This is a genomic window from Pseudomonas sp. 273, from assembly GCF_029201425.1.
GTDB lineage: Bacteria > Pseudomonadota > Gammaproteobacteria > Pseudomonadales > Pseudomonadaceae > Pseudomonas > Pseudomonas delhiensis.
Window position 1 is genome coordinate 2184320 of the sequence record NZ_CP116775.1, and the last position, 15931, is coordinate 2200250.

The following is a 15931-nucleotide window of genomic DNA, read 5'->3' on the forward strand; positions in this document are numbered from 1 at the left end:
ATTCCAATGGCGGGAAAGTGTGGAGTGGATCACTATCATGAAAATTACTATTGCAGCGCAGCCCGCATTCTCCAAGGGTTCTGGCCATTGGCGGCGTTGGTCGTGGCAGGGCGATTGATGTCAAAAGGGAGTCTTGTGGCCATCATTGCCGCCTTCCCGGGATGCTGCGAAGAATAATTCGCATGTAGTCATTCGCCCGGCTCCACCCTGGAACGTCACCCTCAGTGACGGCACCCGGGGCAGCCCCGGCGGGTTTCACACCATCGATACAGCCGCTCTCGAGCGGCTGCTTTGCGTAGACGAGCATCAGCGGGCAGCCCGCCAAGGGCACCGCGAAACAGGGACGGGAAGGCATTCGCATGAGCCAGGGACTCGACATCGAGGCGTTGATCCGCCTGCGCAAGCAGACCCGGGCGATTTCCGATGCCTTGCGTTCGCAGGCCGCCGACTACCTGGCCACCCTCGCCATGCTGGTGCGGCCGCAGCACCTGTTCGGCGAATACCTGCAGGGCGCGCCGCGCAGCAGCGGCCGCGAGACCCAGCACCACTTCAAGGAATTCAAGGAACTGTACGACCGTATCGGTTCCGCCGCGCCCTTCAGCCTGATCCACGAGCTGGAGGTGCCTCTCAACCTGCTCAACACCACCCCCGAGCTGTACGCCCTGGAATACGACCTGCCGCTGGCCGGGCGCACGGTACGGGTGACCAGCCCGACGCGCTGGGTGGTGGGCTTCCAGTCGTTCGAGCTGGAGCGCTTCCGCAAGGTCATCAAGGACCCGAACCGCAGCAACGCCGAGCTCTACCGGTTCGTCATCCACTACCTGGTGCTCTTCTACTGCTTCAGCAAGTCCGGCGGCCTGGGCCGCCTGCTGCTGGGGCTGCGCTTCCCGGTGAGCTTCGAGCGCCTGAAGGAGTTCGGCGACCTGCCGTTCTGCGTGATCAGCTCGCCGGTGCGCTCGAGCCTGCCGGACGAGTCGGTGATCCGCAGCGCCACCGAGATTTCCGGCAACGCCACCTTCGAGGAACTGGTGAGCCGGGAAGACATCCTCGGCATGCAGGACGACATCCGCCAACGACTGCTGCAGACCGTCGAAGGCTTGTGAGGAAAAGGCCCGGCGACCGCCGCCCGGCCGTAGTGACAGCGACAGGATTCGGAGAGGAATCAGCCATGGCGAAGAAGGAAAGCACCCAGCACAAGCTCGACCGCGTCCGCGCGCCGCGTGTGCACATCACCTACGACGTGGACATCGGCGACGCCATCGAGAAGAAGGAACTGCCCTTCGTCGTCGGCGTGCTCGGCGACTACTCCGGCAACCCGCTGGAACCGCTGCCGAGGCTGAAGGACCGCAAGTTCGTGTTCATCGACCGCGACAACTTCAACAGCGTGCTCAAGGGCGTGCGCCCGCGCCTGACCTACCGGGTGGACAACACCCTGGCCAAGGACGGCACCCAGCTCGGCGTCGAGCTGAACTTCAACGCCCTGGAAGACTTCGAGCCGCAGAACGTGGTCAAGCAGGTGGAGCCGCTGCGCAAGCTGCTGGAAGTGCGCAACAAGCTGGCCGACCTGCGCAACAAGATGGGCGGCAACGACAAGCTCGAGGAACTGCTCATGGACGTGCTGCAGAACACCGAGAAGCTCAAGACCCTCGGCAAGGAATTCGGCCGCGAGGCCGCGCTGCCCAGCGACGACGGCAAACAGGCCTGACCAGGAGTTCGAACATGACCGACCAACAAACCGCGGCCCAGCGCGCCACCGCCGTCGAGGGCGTCGAGGCCTTCGCACCGCAGGCCTCGCTGCTCGACAGCATCATCTCGGAAAGCCGCGTGGCCCGCTCGGAGTCCGAGCGCTCGCGTACCCGCGACCTGATCGGCGAGCTGGTCTCCCAGGTGCTGGAAGGGGAGATGACCCCCAGCAAGGACCTGATCGCGGTGCTCGACGCGCGCATCGCCGAGATCGACTCGATGCTCTCCGAGCAGATGAACGAGATCATGCATGCCCGCGAGTTCCAGCAGCTGGAAGCCTCCTGGCGCGGCCTGAAGTACCTGGTGGACCAGACCGAGACCGGCACCCACCTGAAGATCCAGATGCTCAACGCCACCAAGAAGGACCTGGTGCGCGACTTCAAGTCGGCCTCGGAGTTCGACCAGAGCGCGCTGTTCAAGAAGGTCTACGAGGAAGAGTACGGCACCTTCGGCGGCGCTCCCTTCGGCATGCTGCTGGGCGACTACGAGTTCACCCGCAGCCCCGAGGACATGTACCTGCTGGAGGAGGCTTCCCACGTCGCCGCCGCGGCCCACGCGCCCTTCATCTCGGCGGCCTCGCCGGAGCTGTTCGGCTGGGACGCCTTCACCGACATGGCCGGCCCGCGCGACCTGGCGAAGATCTTCGATACTGTCGAGTACGCCAAGTGGAAGTCCTTCCGCAGCTCCGAGGATTCCCGCTACGTCGGCCTGACCGTGCCCCACGTGCTCGGGCGCTTGCCCTACGGCCCGGATACCGCGCCGGTGGAGGAGTTCAACTTCGTCGAGAACGTCGACGGCCGAGACCACAACAAGTACCTGTGGATGAACGCCGCCTACGCCCTGGGCACCCGCATCACCGACGCCTTCGCCCGCTACGGCTGGTGCGTGGCCATCCGTGGCGTGGAGGGCGGTGGCCTGGTGGAAGGCCTGCCGACCCACACCTTCCGCACCGACGACGGCGAGATCGCCCTGAAGTGCCCGACCGAGATCGCCATCACCGACCGCCGCGAGAAGGAGCTGTCGGACCTCGGCTTCATCCCGCTGGTGCACTGCAAGGGCACCGACTACGCGGCCTTCTTCGGCACCCAGTCGGCGCAGAAGCAGAAGCAGTACAACACCGACATCGCCAACGCCAACGCGCGGCTGTCGGCGCAACTGCAGTACATCTTCGCCACCTCGCGCATCGCCCACTACATGAAGGCGATCATGCGCGACAAGATCGGCAGCTTTGCCTCGCGCAAGGACGTGGAAACCTTCCTCAACAACTGGCTGGCCAGCTACGTGCTGCTGGACGACACCGCCAGCCAGGAGGCCAAGGCCAAGTTCCCGCTGCGCGAGGCCCAGGCCGAGGTGGCCGAGGTGCCGGGCAAGCCGGGGGTGTACAAGGCGGTGACCTTCCTGCGCCCGCACTACCAGCTCGACGAACTGACCGCGTCGCTGCGCCTGGTCGCCGAACTGCCGCAGTCCACCCGCGGCTGACCGCGAGCCCTTGCCAAGGAGTGGCAGCATGAGCAGCTCGCACAAGCTGATACCGACCCTGCTGGACCGGTTGCTCGACGACCAGCCCCAGCAACCGCGGGAAGCCCTCGACCAGCGCCTCTACTCGCTCGCCGAGTACAAGGCGCGGGTGGTGCGTGACCTGGAGATACTGGTGAACACCCGGCAATGCCTGCTGGCCGGCGGCCTGGAGGCGTTCCCGCAACTGCGCGGCTCGATCCTCGAGTACGGCATGCCGGACTTCACCAGCAAGGGCGTGCTCAACCCCGAGGACCGCCTGCAGATCCAGCGCCAGCTGGAACGGGCCATCGAGGTCGGCGACCGGCGTTTCCGCAACGTCCGCGTGCAACTGCTCAACCAGCAGCTCAGCCAGCGCATGCTGACCTTCCGCGTCGACGCCCTGCTGCGCCTGCACGACGCCACGCGGCAGGTCTCGTTCGACGCGGTGCTGCAGGTGAATACCCAGGAATACAAAGTGCAGAACCTCAACTGATGCTCGACGACCTGCTTCCCTACTACGAGAAGGAACTGTCGCATCTGCGTTTCCTCGGCCAGGAGTTCGCGCGGCAGTATCCGAAGATCGCCTCGCGCCTGCTGATCGAGGGGGACAACTGCGAGGACCCGCACACCGAGCGCCTGATCGAGGCGTTCGCGTTCCTCGCTGCGCGGGTGCACAAGAAGCTGGACGACGAGTTCCCCGAGATCGTCGAGGCCTTCCTCGAGGTGCTGTACCCGCACTACCTGCGGCCCACGCCTTCGCTGTCGATCGTCGAGTTCAGCGCCGGCGAGCGCAGCCCCATCACCGGCCACTACCGCATCGAGCGGCACAGCCAGCTCAACTCGCGGGTGGTGGACGGGCAGACCTGCAAGTTCAGGACCTGCTACCCGGTGGACCTGTGGCCCATCGCGGTGCGCGAGGCCACTTTCGCCGAGCTGGAGCGCTCGGCCTTCAACGGCCACAGCGCCGACCTGGTGGCGCGCCTGCGCATCGGACTGCAGTGCACCACCGAAGTGCCCTTCGGCAAGCTGGCCATCGAGCGCCTGCGCTTCTTCCTGGACGGCGAAAGCACCCTGATGCTGCCGCTCTACGAACTGCTGTTCAACAACCTGGCGAAGGTCACCCTGGCCTTCGAGGAGGACGGCCGCCGTCGCGAGGTGGCGCTGCCGGCGGGGGCGCTCAAGCCGGTGGGCTATGCCCTGGACGAGGGGGTGGTGGACTACTCCGAGCGCTCCTTCCTCGGCTACCGCCTGCTGCACGAGTACTTCACCTTCCCCGACAAGTTCATGTTCTTCGACCTCGAAGGGCTGGGCCGGGTGCTGGCCGGCAAGCCGCTGCACGCGGTGGAGGTCAACTTCTACTTCGCCGACTACGACCTCGGCGAGCGCCTGGCGCGGCTGGCGCAGACCATCAACCGCAACCACTTCAAGCTCGGCTGCACGCCGGTGATCAACCTGTTCCGCCAGCAGGCCGAGCCGATCAAGCTGACCCACGCCCGCCACGAGTACCCGGTGGTGCCGGACGTGCGCCAGCAGACCGCGGTGGAAGTGGTGTCCATCGACCGCGTGCGGCGGGTGCGCAAGGTCGGCAACCTGGACCAGGTGAGCACCTGCCACCCGTTCTTCGAGCCGCGTGGCGAGCTGGACAGCCACGCCACCTACTGGATCGGCCGGCGCCGGCCGTCGCAGCGCAGCCAGGACGCCGGCAGCGACATGTTCATCCGCCTGGTGGACCGCGAGCTGGAGCTGATCGACGCCAGCGCCGACACCCTGAGCATGACCCTCACCTGCAGCAACCGCGACCTGCCGATGCTGCTGCCCTACGGCGGCGCCCAGGGCGATTTCAGCCTCGACCGCAACCCGGTGGTGCAGAGCATCCGCTGCCTGCGCAAGCCCACCGCCAGCGCGCGGCCGCCCCTGGGCAACGGGCTGATCTGGCGCCTGGTGGCGCACCTGGGGCTGAACCACATGTCGCTGGTGTCCCAGGGCCGCGAGGCGCTGCTGGAAATGCTGGCGCTGTACGACTACAGCAACGCCTCGGCGGTGCGCAAGCAGATCAACGGCATCGCTGCCGTGCGCAGCGAGCCGGTGGTGGCACGCATCGGCCACCCCCGCCCGAGCTTCGTGCGCGGCGTGGGCATCACCCTGGAACTGGACGAACAGCAGTTCATCGGCAGCGGCATCTTCCTGTTCGGCATGGTGCTGGACCACTTCTTCGGCCAGTACTGCTCCATCAACAGCTTCACTCAACTCACGCTGCGCAGCCGCCAGCGCGAGAAGCGAGTCGTGCAATGGCCTCCCAGAACTGGCGCGCAAGCCCTGGTCTGATCGACCAGGCGCGGGCCGAGCCGTACCGTTTCGAGTTCTTCCAGCTCGTGCGGTTGCTGCGCCTGCACTACAGCCGCGCCGGGCGCATCGACCCGGAGGCGCGGCCGCACGACGACCCGTTGCGCTTCCGCTCGCAGCTGTCGCTGTGCTTCCCCGCCAGCGAGGTCAGCGACCTGCAGTTCGAGCGCGAAGGCCGGCGCTCGGCCAACGACCAGCCGCTGACCGACGTGCAGGTCACCTTCATGGGCCTGGTGGGGCCGTCGGGCGTGCTGCCGCAGCCCTACACCGAGCTGCTCATCGAGCGCCACGTGCAGCACCGCGACGATGCCGCCCACGCCTTCCTCGACATCTTCTCGCACCGCATGACCGCGCTGTTCTACGAGGCCTGGCAGAAGTACCGCTTCCACATCGAGTACGAGCGCAAGGGCGCCGCCGACTTCGAACGCTACCTGCTGGCGCTGGTGGGCTTCGGCCCGCGGGCCCGGGCGCGCAGGTTCAGCGAGGGGCAGCCGCTGCGCCAGTCGCTGTTCAGCTACTTCTCCGGGCTGTTCGCCCAGCGCCCGCGCAACCCGCTGAACCTGGAGGCCATGCTCGGCTTCTACTTCGCCCTGCCGATCCGCGTGCGCCCCTTCAACGGCCGCTGGCTGGACATCGAGCCGGCGCAGCGCACGCGCCTGGGCCGCGCCAACGCCGTGCTCGGGCAGAGCGCGGTGACCGGCCGGCGCACCTGGGACTACCAGTCCTGCGTGCGCATCGAGCTGGGCCCGCTGGCGCTGGAGGACTACCGGCGCTTCCTGCCCGGCCACGCCGACCACCAGCGCCTGGTGGACCTGGTGCGCTTCTACCTGGGCGCCGAGCTGGATTTCGAGATCGCCCCGCGCCTGCGCCGCGAGGCGGTGCCCCTGGCCACCCTGGGGCGTGGCGGGGAGCTGTCCCTGGGCCGGCTCGGCTGGCTGAAACGTCCCGGCGCGCACGCCGAGCCCTCGCGCTGCGCACTGTTCCGCATTCCTTACGATGGGGTCCGCCTGTGAACCTGAAATCCCTGTTCGCCAAGCTCGACGACAGCTGCCGCAGCGCCACCGAAGGGGCGGCCGCGCTCTGCCTCGCCGAGCGTCACTACGACGTCGACATCGAGCACCTGCTGCTGCAACTGCTGGACGCCGAGGGCAACGACCTGCAGGCCATCCTGCGCCACTACGAGGTGCGCCCCGACCGCCTGCAGGCCCAGCTGCAACAGGCGCTGGCCGGGTTCAAGACCGGCAACGCCCGTACCCCGGCGCTGTCGCCGCACATCACCCGGCTGATCGAGCGCGCCTGGGTGCTGGCGTCCATCGAGTACGGCGAGGCGCAGATCCGCAGCGGCCACCTGTTCCAGGCGTTGCTCGACGACGCCGAACTGCGCCGGGTGGCGCTGGGCTCCGCGCCCGAGCTGGAGAAGATCAACCCCGACGACCTGCGCCTGAACCTGGTGGCGCTGACCGAGGCTAGCGGCGAGGCGCTGCAGGCCCAGGCGGCGCCGCAGCAGGGCGCGGCCGGCGCCGCCCCGGGCGCGTCGCGCGGCAAGACGCCGGCGCTGGACCAGTACACCATCGACCTGACCCGCAACGCCCGCGAAGGCCGCATCGACCCGGTGCTGGGCCGCGAGGCGGAAGTGCGGCAGATGGTCGACATCCTCACCCGCCGCCGGCAGAACAACCCGATCCTCACCGGCGAGGCCGGCGTCGGCAAGACCGCGGTGGTGGAGGGCCTGGCCCTGCGCATCGCCCAGGGCGAGGTGCCGCCGCCGCTGCAGGGCGTGGCCATCCACACCCTCGACCTGGGCCTGCTGCAGGCCGGCGCCGGGGTCAAGGGCGAGTTCGAGAACCGCCTCAAGCAGGTGATCGAAGAGGTCAAGCGCAGCCTGCACCCGATCATCCTGTTCATCGACGAGGCCCACACCCTGATCGGCTCCGGCGGCCAGGCCGGGCAGAACGACGCGGCCAACCTGCTCAAGCCGGCGCTGGCCCGCGGCGAGCTGCGCACCATCGCCGCCACCACCTGGGCCGAGTACAAGAAGTACTTCGAGAAGGACGCCGCCCTGGCCCGCCGCTTCCAGGTGGTCAAGGTGGAGGAGCCGGACGAGGACAGCGCCATCCACATGCTCCGCGGCCTGCTGGAGAAGATGCAGGCGCACCACCGCGTGGCCGTGCTGGACGACGCCATCGTCCAGGCTGTGCGCCTGTCCAGCCGCTACCTCAGCGGCCGCCAGCTGCCGGACAAGGCGGTGAGCGTGCTCGACACCGCCTGCGCCCGCGTGGCCCTGGCGCAGGCGGCGCAGCCCGGCGCGCTGGAAGACTGCCTGCGCGAAGGCGACAACCTGCGCGCCGAGATCGCCGTGCTGGAGAAGGAGAGCGCCAGCGGCGCCGACCATGCCGCGCGCCTGGCCGAACTGAAGGCCGCGCTGGAGCAGGCGCACCAGCGCGAGGAAGTGCTGAAGGCGCAGTGGCAGCGCGAACTGGAGCTGGTCAAGCGCCTGCACGAACTGGAAACCCGCGCCGAGGCGGGGGAGGGCGAGGCGCTGCGGGCGGACCTGGCGGCACTGCGCGCCGAGCTGGCCGAGGTGCAGGGCGAGGCGCCGCTGGTCCACGCCCGCGTCGACGGCGGCACCATCGGCGAGGTGATCTCCGCCTGGACCGGCATCCCCCTGGGCAAGATGCTGCGCGACGAGATCGACACCGTGCAGCGCCTGCCGGCCCTGCTCGGCGAGCGCGTGCTGGGCCAGGATCACGCCCTGGAAGAGATCGGCAAGCGCATCCGCATCTCCCGCGCACGCCTGGAGGAGCCAAACAAGCCCATCGGCGTGTTCCTCCTGCTTGGCCCCAGCGGCGTCGGCAAGACCGAGAGCGCCCTGGCCCTGGCGGACATCCTCTACGGCGGCGAGCGCAACCTGATCACCATCAACATGTCCGAGTACCAGGAGGCGCACACCGTCTCCAGCCTCAAGGGCTCGCCGCCGGGCTACGTCGGCTACGGCGAGGGCGGCGTGCTGACCGAGGCGGTGCGCCGCAAGCCCTACAGCGTGGTGCTGCTGGACGAGGTGGAGAAGGCCCACCCGGACGTGCTGGAGCTGTTCTTCCAGGTCTTCGACAAGGGCGTGCTGGACGACGGCGAGGGCCGCGAGATCAACTTCCGCAACACGGTGATCATCCTCACCTCCAACGTCGGCACCGAACGCATCATGCAATGGTGCCTGGGCGCCGAGGCCGCCCCCGCGCCGGCGGAGATCGTCGAGGGCCTGCGCGACACGCTCAACCAGGTGTTCAAGCCGGCCTTCCTCGGCCGCCTGAACATCGTGCCCTACTACCCGGTTCAGGACGCCGTGCTGCAGCGCATCGTCGCGCTCAAGCTGGAACGCCTGCGCCAGCGCTTCGAGCGCAACCACCAGGCCAGCCTGAACTTCGACGCCGAGCTGGTCCCGGCCATCGCCGCCCGCTGCACCGAGGTCGACAGCGGCGCGCGCAACATCGACAACATCCTGTCCGGGACGCTGATGCCGGAACTGGCCCAGCGCGTCCTCGAGCGGATGGCCCAGGGCAAGCCCCTGCAGGGCCTGTCCGTGCGCCTGGGCAAGGATGGCGATTTCGCCTACCGCATCCGCTGAGGGCCGCCACCATGACTTTTAACGCTTCCCGAAAACTGCGCCTCGCCGGCCTGCTGCTGCTCGCCGCCAGTCTCTCCGCCTGCGGGGTGATGGACCGCGTGGGCAAGCGCATGGACGACACCTGGGCCGGCGACATGCTGTTCAGCGACCGCGACAAGGTGACCCTCACCGTCGACGGCGGCAACGACCTCAACCCCGGTCCGGACGGCAAGCCGCTGTCGGTGGTGGTGCGGGTGTACCAGCTGAACTCCCTGGAACGCTTCCTGAGCGCCGATGCCGATGCCCTGTGGGACCAGCCCAAGGTGGCGCTGGGCAACACCCTGCTGGACGCCCGCGAGCTGACGCTGCTGCCCGGCATGGGCCAGGTGGAGCAGTGGCCCATGGCCCTGGAGGCCCGCTACATCGGCGTCGCCGCCTTCTTCCGCGAGACCCGCCAGACGCGCTGGAAGGTGGCCGTGGCCGCCGACTCCATGCGCAAGGAGAGCGTGCTGTTCTCCTCCGGCGACGGGGCGCGCATCTACCTCGACGGCAGCCGCGTGGCCGTGGCCCGGGCACCGACGTGCTCGACGACCCGGCGGCGCGCCAGCTGGCCGCCGGCGCCCCGGTGGAGCAGCAGGGCGCCACCGCGCAACTGCTGCAGAAGGCCGGCGACAGCGCCCTGCGCGCCGCCGGCGAAAGTGTCGAGAACGGCGCGCGCGACGCGCTGGAAAGCAAGGTCAACTCAGCCCTGGAAGGCAGTCTATGAGCAAGAGCAGTCGGGTGATGTGGTCGGAGGGCATGTTCCTCCTGCCGCAGCATTTCCAGTACCAGGACGAGTTCCACCAGCACCAGCTGGCCCAGGCCACCCTGCGCGGCACGCCCTTCCACTGGGGCGTGCAGCTGCTGGAACTGGACGAGGAAGCGCTGGCCGGCGGCGTGCTGCAACTGTCGCGGCTGAAGCTGGTGTTCCCGGATGGCACCCTCTACGACGCCCCGCAGCAGGACCCGCTGCCGGCCGCCCGCGACCTCAAGGGCCTGCTGCGCGAAAGCGACCTGAAGGTCTACGCGGCGCTGCGCCGGCCCGAGCCCTATGGCCTGAACTACGTCGAGGACGGCGCCACCGAACAGGGGGCGCGGCGCTTCCGCAAGCAGTTCGACACCCTGCCGGACCTCAACGAGGGCGACCTGGAGAACGAGATCACCAGCCTGCGCCTGAACGTGGTGCTGCTGATCGAGGGCGACGACCTCGACGGCTTCAGCTATTGCCCGCTTGCCAAACTGGTGCGCAACAACGCCGGCGGCTTCAACCTCGACAGCCACTTCGTCCACCCCAGCCTGCACCTGGGCGCCCACGACACCCTGCTGGGCATCGCCCGGCGCCTGCTCGGCGTGCTCCAGGCCAAGAGCGAGGCGCTGTCGGGGCGGCGCCGCGAACGCGCCGACCAGATCGCCGAGTTCGGCTCCAGCGACGTCACCCTGTTCTGGCTGCTGTTCACGGTCAACCGCGCCTACCCGGCGCTGGCGCACCTGCTGCAGCACCCGCGGCTGCACCCCGAGCAGCTCTACCGCTTCCTCGCCGAACTGGCCGGCAGCCTGCTGACCTTCTCGCTGAGCATCCAGCTCAAGGACATCCCGCCCTACGACCACGACGACCCGGCCGCCTCGCTGCTGCGCCTGGACGCCCTGCTGCGCGAGCTGCTGGACAACGTGGTGCCCAACCAGTACGTGCCCATCGCCGTGGAGCAGACCAAGCCGTCCTACTACGTCGGCCGCCTGCACGACGTGCGCCTGGCCGAGGCCGACTTCTACATCTCGGTGCACGCCGACATGCCCGGCGCCAGCCTGCTGGAGTTGGTGCCGCGGGCCTTCAAGGTGGGCTCGCCGGAAGACATCGAGGTGGTGGTCAACACCGCCATGCCCGGCGCCACCCTCAACCACGCCACGCGCCTGCCCAGCGCCATTCCGGTGCGCCTGGACAACCACTACTTCTCCATCGAACCGCACGGCCGCGTCTACCAGCGCATGATGGACGCCCAGGCCATCGCCTTCTACGTGCCCAGCGCGTTCGCCAACCTCAAGCTCGAACTGATGGCGGTGCTCAAATGAACGAAGCCGTGATGCCCGCGACCCTGCTGCAGCAGGGCGAGAAACCCACGCTCAAGGACCTGGCCAAGGACTTCCTGTCCATGGCCCTGATGATTCGCCGCGGCCGCCAGGCGCAGAGCGTCGAGCGCTTCCTGGCCAGCGTCGACGACTTCTTCGCCGGCCTTGAGCGCAATGCCCGCGCCGCCGGCTACAGCGTCGAGCAGGCGCGCGACACCCAGTACGCGCTGTGCGCCTTCCTCGACGAAAGCGTGCTCAACGCCGGCCAGAGCAACATCCGCAGCCACGTCGAACTGCACCCGCTGCAGTTCAAGTACTTCGGCGTGCACCTGGCCGGGGAGGGCTTCTTCGACAAGCTCGAGGCGCTGCGTGCCGACGTCAAGGCCAACCTCGACGTGCTGGAGATCTACCACCTGTGCCTGGCGCTGGGCTTCGAGGGCAAGTTCAGCCTCGAGCAGAAGGACCAGCTGCGCTACATCGCCAACACCCTGGGCCAGGACATCGCCCGCTACCGCAAGGCCCCGCGCGCCCTGGCGCCGGACTGGGCGCTGCCGGACCAGGTCTCGCAGATGATCCGCTACGAGGTGCCGCTGTGGGTGTACGTCGGGTTGATCGCGCTGTTCTGCGCGGCCCTCTACTTCACCCTCGACTGGCTGCTGGGCAAGGACGTGGCGACGCTCGCCGGGCAACTGGACGCGCTGTTCGGCCAGTGAGCGCCGCCTTCATCGATCAGGTCAGGAAGACATGAAAGTCATATTCCGCGCACTCAAGAGTTTCTGGTTCGCCCTGCCGCTGCTGTGGCTCGTCGGCATGCTGCTGTGCTGGTTCGTGCTGCCGCGCTGGCTGCCGCAGCGCGAGAGCGTGCTGGCGGCCATGGCGCTATTCAGCGCCTTCTGCCTGCTGCTGGTGGTGCTGCGCCAGTACCGGCGCATCCGCGCCGAGCGCAACATCGAGAACCTGGTGCAGCTCGAGGTGGACCGCAGCGCCGGCGCCGGCGGCGAGTTCCGCGACTCCCAGGTGCTGCAGCAGCGCCTGAAGCACACCATCGCCCTGCTGCGCGCCTCCCGCGCGGCCGGGGGCGGCGGCAAGGCGGCGCTGTACGACCTGCCCTGGTACCTGGTGGTGGGCATGTCCGCCTCGGGCAAGACCTCGCTGCTGACGCGCTCCGGCCTGTCGGCCAGCATCGCCGGGCAGAGCGCGGCGCAAAGCGGCACCCAGCATTGCGACTGGTACTTCAGCCCGGAAGCGGTGCTGATCGACACCGCCGGCCGCTACCTCACCGACGACCAGTCGGCCCAGGAGTTCGCCGACTTCCTCAAGCTGCTGCGCCGCCAGCGCCGCAAGCCGGCGATCAACGGCCTGGTGCTGGTGGTCAGCCTGCCGGGCCTGCTGGCCGCTTCCCATGACGAGCGTGGCGAGCTGGCCGAGCGCCTGGCACAGCGCATCCAGACCTACAGCCAGTGCCTGGGGGTGAACCCGCCGATCTACCTGATGCTCAGCAAGGTCGACCTGCTGCCCGGTTTCTCCCAGGCCTTCGACGCCCTGGACGCCACCGCCCGCCAGCAGCCGCTGGGTATCACCTTCGGCCTCGGCGAACTGCGCCAGCGCGGCCTGCGCGGCGCCCTGCAGGACAAGTTCGGTGCGCTTCTGGCCAGCCTGGAACAGCACGTCGGCGCGCAGATCGACGGCCTGGGCGGGCACGCCGATGCCAGCCTGCTGCAGTTCCCGCGCTACCTGGGCGAACTGTCCGGGCTGCTCGGCGACTTCCTCGAGAGCTTCGAAAGCGCCGCGCGCCAGCGCACCCCGGCGGTGCTGCGCGGCCTGTACTTCACCAGCGCCCTGCAGACCGACCAGGTGCTGCCGCCGCTGCTGGAGGAAGTGCTGGCCGAGCACTTCGCCCTGGACGCCGACGCCGCCGAGCGCCCGGACGAGAGCCTGGCGCGGCGCATCGGCGAGCGCAGCTACTTCATCACCGACACCTTCCGCCGGGTGATCTTCCCCGACCGCGACCTCAGCCTCTATTACTCGCGCCTGGGCAAGCGCAAGGCGCTGGCGCCGAGCCTGCTGGCCTTCGCCGTGCTGGCCGGGGTGGCATTGGCCGCCTGGCAGGGCTGGTCGTTCGCCAACAACCGCGCCTGGCTCGACGGCCTGCGCGCCCAGTTGGGCGGCGCCGGCCAGGACCCGGCCCAGGACCTGGAGCTGCTGCGCACCCGCCTGGCCGAGGTCGACAACCAGCGGCAGAACGGCGTGCCCCTGCGCCAGGGTGCGGGCCTGTATGCCGGCGACGACCTGCGCGCGCCGCTGCAACGAGCCTACCTGGAGCAACTGCAGCGCCAGGCCCTGGAACCGGTGGGCCGGGAACTGCAACGGCGCCTGCGCAACCTCGACGACTTCGCCCAGAGCCTGGGCGCCACCGCCAGCGCGCCGGCCGAAGCCGGCAGGGCCGGGAAGGACCAGGGCCGTGGCAGCGATGCCGCCGCCGCGGCGCTGCGCCAGGCGCGCCAGGGCAATGCCGCTGCCGCCCCGAACCTGGGCGGTGTGCCGCGCAGCGTCGGCGACCTGGGCTCGCGCCTGCGTGGCGAAGCGGGCAGCCGCCTGCGCGAAGCCGCCCGCGATGCGCGCCGCGGCGCCCTGGCCGAGCTGGCCGCCGGCAAGGCCGCGGACGCCTCCGGCGAGCGCGCCGCCGCAGCGGGCCTGAGCCTGTCCGAGGAAGTCCTCGACCGTCTCGACGAACACCAGGTGGCTTCGCTGATCGAGGCCTACGACGCGCTCAAGCTCTACCTCATCCTCACCCGCCCGGAACAGCACGCCGACGCCGACTTCGTCGCCGCCGCGCTGCCGCGGGCCTGGGAGCGCGCCCAGGCCGGGGAGGGCGGCGACAAGCTCGACCCCGCGGTGGTGCGCGCCAACAGCGCCATGTACGTGCGCTACCTGCGCGCCGGCGAGGCGCCGGCGCTGCGCCGCAACGAGGAGCTGGTGGCCGAGGCGCGGCAGAACCTCAAGTCCTTCATGCGCGCCAGCTCGCTGGTGGACCGTGAATACCTGCGCCTGCAACTGGAGGCCGACCGCCAGTTCCCCGCGCTGACCCTCAACGACCTGGTGCCGCTGCCCGGGCGCAACCTGCTGTATTCCAGCGAGGCGATCCCGGCGCTCTACAGCCGCCAGGGCTGGGAGCAGTTCCTGCGCCCGGAGCTGATCAAGCTGCTTTCCGGCGACCTGCGCAACGAATCCGACTGGGTGCTCGACGGCGAGGGCAGCGACGGCCTGGTGCAGAAGGCCAACTTCATGCGCGAGCTGATGGCCCGCTACAAGGCCGACTACGCCGAGGTCTGGATGCGCTTCCTGGCCGGCACCGGGGTGCGCCAGTTCGGCGACATGCAGGGCGCCACCCGCCAGTTGTCGCTGTACAGCGACGTACAGAACTCGCCGCTCAAGCTGCTGCTCGCGGCGGTGGACCGCAACACCAGCTGGGACCAGCCGGAGAAGCCGGCGCAGAAGGTCGCCAGCGCCGTCGAGGACAGCTTCTGGACGCGGGTGAGGGGCGTGTTCGGCGATGACGCCGAGGCCGCCGCCAAGCAGATGAGCACGCCGCTGCCCAAGGTCGACGACGGCAGCCTGGCCAAGCGCTTCGAGCCGGTGGCGCGGCTGTTCGCCCGGGAGAACCCCGAAGGCGCCGACAGCACCGTCATGGACCGCTACCTGGCCTCCCTGCGCCGGCTCAAGGTGCGCCTGGCCAACGTCCAGCGCTCCCAGGACGTGGGCAAGAGCAGCAAGGCGCTGATCAGCGAGACCCTCGAGGGCGGGCCCTCGGAGTTCGCCGGTGCGCGCAACTACGTGGAGACCAGCATCGACACCAGCCAGGGCGGCCTGTCCGCCTCGCTGCAGAAGCTCTTCATCGCGCCGCTGCAGTACAGCTGGGACAGCCTGCGCGAGCCGGCCGGCGAACAGATCGCCCAGGCCTGGACGCAGCAGATCGCGCGGCCCTGGAACCAGGTGCTGGCGCACCGCTACCCGATCGCCCCGGGCAGCGCCAACGAGGCCTCGGTCAAGGACCTGCAGCGCTTCGTCGACCCGCAGAGCGGCCTGCTGCCGGCCTTCAGGCGCAACGAGATCGGCAACCTCTCCGGCGGCGAAGGCCTGGGCATGGGCAACGGCCAGCAGGCGCCGCTGGTGGACCCGCGCCTGGTCAGCGGCATCGACCGCGCCAGTTCGCTGGGCGAGGTGATCGCCAGCCTGTCCGACCGCGACAACGGCTTCGAGGTGATGCTCGAACCCTCCGGCGCCTTCACCGACATCGTCTTCACCCTGGACGGCCAGGAGCAGCACTACCGCAACGGCCGCAGCAGCTGGAGCCGCTTCGCCTGGCCGGGCAGCACCAGCACCCCGGGCGCGCGCCTGGACGTGGTGACCCTCTCCGGGCAGCGACTGACGGTGTTCGACTACCCGGGCCGCTGGGGCCTGCTGAAGATGAGCGAGAGCGCCCGCGTGAGCAACGTCGACGAGGTGCAGCAGCGCTTCACCTGGAGCACCGGCGCCGGCAACGTCAGCCTGCTGGTGCGCAACTACGGCGGGGTGAAGATGACCGACCTGGCCAACGTCAAGGCCCTCGGCTCGCTGGGCCAGGCGGGGCGCCTGTGAGGGGCC

11 protein-coding genes and 1 pseudogene are annotated in these 15931 nt (G+C 69.2%); all 12 read left to right on the plus strand.

All coding sequences use genetic code 11. The features are described 5' to 3' along the window. Positions 1–359: 359 nt before the first annotated feature. The 12 genes and pseudogenes from PKO50_RS10590 to PKO50_RS10645 all read left to right on the plus strand — a co-directional run bounded on the left by PKO50_RS10590 (position 360) and on the right by PKO50_RS10645 (position 15925). Positions 360–1103: a hypothetical protein gene (locus PKO50_RS10590; RefSeq protein ID WP_089394255.1), complete on the plus strand. Its 744-nt coding sequence runs from the start codon at positions 360–362 to the stop codon at positions 1101–1103. 65 nt (positions 1104–1168) lie between these two features. Beyond that, a complete protein-coding gene (gene tssB / locus PKO50_RS10595; protein ID WP_089394256.1) occupies positions 1169–1705 on the plus strand; it encodes a type VI secretion system contractile sheath small subunit in 537 nt (178 codons plus the stop codon). 14 nt (positions 1706–1719) lie between these two features. Then, positions 1720–3222 carry a type VI secretion system contractile sheath large subunit gene (tssC, locus tag PKO50_RS10600; protein ID WP_275629652.1) on the plus strand — a complete coding sequence of 501 codons (1503 nt, stop codon included), beginning with the start codon at positions 1720–1722 and terminating at the stop codon, positions 3220–3222. Between the two features lie 28 nt (positions 3223–3250). Next, positions 3251–3733 (plus strand): type VI secretion system baseplate subunit TssE, encoded by a 483-nt coding sequence (gene tssE, locus PKO50_RS10605; protein ID WP_275629653.1) that lies wholly within the window; start codon positions 3251–3253, stop codon positions 3731–3733. Next, positions 3733–5565, plus strand: coding sequence for a type VI secretion system baseplate subunit TssF (gene tssF / locus PKO50_RS10610; protein ID WP_275629654.1), 1833 nt, complete (start codon positions 3733–3735; stop codon positions 5563–5565). Before tssE ends, tssF begins: the two co-directional genes overlap by 1 nt. Beyond that, complete coding sequence (gene tssG / locus PKO50_RS10615; protein ID WP_089394260.1) at positions 5529–6596, plus strand: type VI secretion system baseplate subunit TssG; 1068 nt, start codon at positions 5529–5531, stop codon at positions 6594–6596. Before tssF ends, tssG begins: the two co-directional genes overlap by 37 nt. Next, positions 6593–9205, plus strand: a complete 2613-nt coding sequence (gene tssH, locus PKO50_RS10620; RefSeq protein ID WP_275629655.1) for a type VI secretion system ATPase TssH — start codon at positions 6593–6595, stop codon at positions 9203–9205. The genes tssG and tssH overlap by 4 nt, the downstream gene beginning before the upstream one ends. Before the next feature lie 11 nt (positions 9206–9216). Then, positions 9217–9770 (plus strand): annotated as a pseudogene (gene tssJ, locus PKO50_RS10625) (type VI secretion system lipoprotein TssJ); the annotation flags it as partial. After that, a complete protein-coding gene (locus tag PKO50_RS10630) occupies positions 9765–9950 on the plus strand; it encodes a hypothetical protein (RefSeq protein WP_275630573.1) in 186 nt (61 codons plus the stop codon). The pseudogene tssJ and the gene PKO50_RS10630, both read left to right, overlap by 6 nt. Continuing rightward, positions 9947–11290, plus strand: coding sequence for a type VI secretion system baseplate subunit TssK (gene tssK / locus PKO50_RS10635; RefSeq protein ID WP_109937039.1), 1344 nt, complete (start codon positions 9947–9949; stop codon positions 11288–11290). The genes PKO50_RS10630 and tssK overlap by 4 nt, the downstream gene beginning before the upstream one ends. 11 nt (positions 11291–11301) lie before the next feature. Continuing rightward, entirely contained in the window at positions 11302–12000 is a 699-nt protein-coding gene (gene icmH / locus PKO50_RS10640; RefSeq protein ID WP_275630461.1) for a type IVB secretion system protein IcmH/DotU, read from the plus strand. Between the two features lie 31 nt (positions 12001–12031). Further along, positions 12032–15925: a type VI secretion protein IcmF/TssM N-terminal domain-containing protein gene (locus tag PKO50_RS10645; RefSeq protein WP_275629656.1), complete on the plus strand. Its 3894-nt coding sequence runs from the start codon at positions 12032–12034 to the stop codon at positions 15923–15925. Positions 15926–15931: the final 6 nt, after the last annotated feature.

Coding starts and splice junctions, on each gene's coding strand:
- PKO50_RS10590 (WP_089394255.1), top strand. CDS start 360: ATGAGCCAGGGACTCGACATCGAGGCGTTGATCCGCCTGCGCAAGCAG.
- tssB (WP_089394256.1), top strand. CDS start 1,169: ATGGCGAAGAAGGAAAGCACCCAGCACAAGCTCGACCGCGTCCGCGCG.
- tssC (WP_275629652.1), top strand. CDS start 1,720: ATGACCGACCAACAAACCGCGGCCCAGCGCGCCACCGCCGTCGAGGGC.
- tssE (WP_275629653.1), top strand. CDS start 3,251: ATGAGCAGCTCGCACAAGCTGATACCGACCCTGCTGGACCGGTTGCTC.
- tssF (WP_275629654.1), top strand. CDS start 3,733: ATGCTCGACGACCTGCTTCCCTACTACGAGAAGGAACTGTCGCATCTG.
- tssG (WP_089394260.1), top strand. CDS start 5,529: ATGGCCTCCCAGAACTGGCGCGCAAGCCCTGGTCTGATCGACCAGGCG.
- tssK (WP_109937039.1), top strand. CDS start 9,947: ATGAGCAAGAGCAGTCGGGTGATGTGGTCGGAGGGCATGTTCCTCCTG.
- icmH (WP_275630461.1), top strand. CDS start 11,302: ATGCCCGCGACCCTGCTGCAGCAGGGCGAGAAACCCACGCTCAAGGAC.
- PKO50_RS10645 (WP_275629656.1), top strand. CDS start 12,032: ATGAAAGTCATATTCCGCGCACTCAAGAGTTTCTGGTTCGCCCTGCCG.